This is a genomic window from Saccharomonospora sp. (assembly GCF_027317685.1).
Taxonomy (GTDB): domain Bacteria; phylum Actinomycetota; class Actinomycetes; order Mycobacteriales; family Pseudonocardiaceae; genus Saccharomonospora.
In genome coordinates, this window is record NZ_DAHVQP010000135.1 from 1 (window position 1) to 1,585 (window position 1,585).

Annotated in this window: 2 protein-coding genes; one reads left to right on the forward strand and one right to left on the reverse strand. The window is 67.8% G+C overall.

All coding sequences use genetic code 11. The features are described 5' to 3' along the window. On the reverse strand, positions 1–198 hold a 198-nt coding region (locus tag M7H19_RS16845; protein ID WP_298182572.1), incomplete at its 3' end, for a hypothetical protein. A gap of 1 nt (position 199) precedes the next feature. Between M7H19_RS16845 and M7H19_RS16850 the strand changes: the two genes are divergently transcribed. Continuing rightward, complete coding sequence (locus M7H19_RS16850) at positions 200–1,444, forward strand: IS256 family transposase (RefSeq protein ID WP_298182574.1); 1,245 nt, start codon at positions 200–202, stop codon at positions 1,442–1,444. The last annotated feature ends 141 nt before the right edge of the window (positions 1,445–1,585 follow it).

A 1,585-nucleotide genomic window follows, 5' to 3' on the forward strand; every position in this document is an offset into this window, starting at 1 on the left:
GTCGTCACCAACTGGAAGAAAGCCCTCGCCCAACTCGCCATCGCCTACCCCGACCGCATCAACCCCCACCTCTAACCGACCGAACCAACCAACCGAAACCGATCCCTTACACAGAAAACTTGACAGGCTCACGTAGGCGCGGCCACCGGGTGGATCCTTCGAGTGATCTGCGAAAACCGACTCGAAGAAGGACACCACGATGACCGCTGTACCCAGTATCGACCCTGCCCAGTTCTTGACCGAGCAGCTGTCCCAGGCCAGTCCCGATCTGCTGCGTGATCTGCTGACCACGTTCGTCAACGCGCTGCTTTCCGCCCAGGCCGACGCGGTGTGCGGCGCCTCTTATGGCGAGCGGACCGAAGAGCGGGTCAACTCCCGCAACGGCTACCGCCACCGCGACCTCGACACCCGCGTCGGGACACTCGATGTCGCGGTCCCCAAGCTCCGCACCGGGTCGCTGTACCCGGACTGGCTGCTGGAACGCCGCAAGCGGGCCGAGCGGGCACTGACCAGCGTGGTGGCGACCTGCTACCTGCTCGGGGTCTCCACGCGGCGGATGGACAAGCTGGTGCAGACCCTCGGCATCACCGGCCTGTCGCGCTCGCAGGTCTCGGTGATGGCCACCGAGCTCGACGAGCACGTGGAGCAGTTCCGCACCCGCCGGCTCGAAGAGGCCGGACCGTTCACGTTCGTCGCCGCCGACGCCCTCGTCTTGAAGGTCCGCGAGGGTGGCCGGGTGGTGCCGGTGCACGTGCTGGTCGCCACCGGCGTCAACGCCGATGGGCACCGCGAGATCCTCGGCGTGCAGGTCACCTCCAGTGAGGACGGTGCAGGCTGGTTGGCGTTCTTCCGTGACCTCACCGCCCGCGGCCTCACGGGCGTCAAGCTCGTCACCTCTGACGCCCACGCCGGTCTGGTGTCGGCGATCGGCGCGACCCTGCCCGGCGCCGCGTGGCAGCGCTGCCGCACCCATTACGCCGCGAACCTGATGTCCGCGACTCCGAAGTCGTCGTGGGGCTGGGTCAAGGCGCTGCTGCATTCCATCTACGACCAGCCCGACGCTGAGGCGGTGCACGCCCAGTTCGACCGCGTCGTCGACGCCCTGGCCGAGAAGCTCCCCGCGGTTGCCGAGCACCTCGAGCAGGCCCGCGCGGACATCCTGGCGTTCACCGCGTTCCCCAAGGAGATCTGGCGCCAGATCTGGTCGAACAACCCCAACGAGCGACTCAACCGCGAAATCCGGCGGCGCACCGACGTCGTCGGGATCTTCCCCGACCGCGCCAGCATCATCCGGCTCGTCGGCGCCGTGCTCGCCGAGCAGCACGACGAATGGGCCGAAGGCCGCCGCTACCTCGGACTCGACGTCCTCGCCCGAGCCCAGGCCGTCGACACCACCGTCATCGAGGAGGTGACCGAACCCGAACTCCAGGCCCTCACGGCCTGACCGACACGCCCAACCGAGGATCAACCTCGTACACCACCCCAGCGGACTTGACCAGCACCCTTTCCGCTTGTTGGGATGCCGAGGCGTGGAGGGTCGGGGCCGTCGAGCCACACCAGATTCGTTGCGCCGTCGTGGCCATGG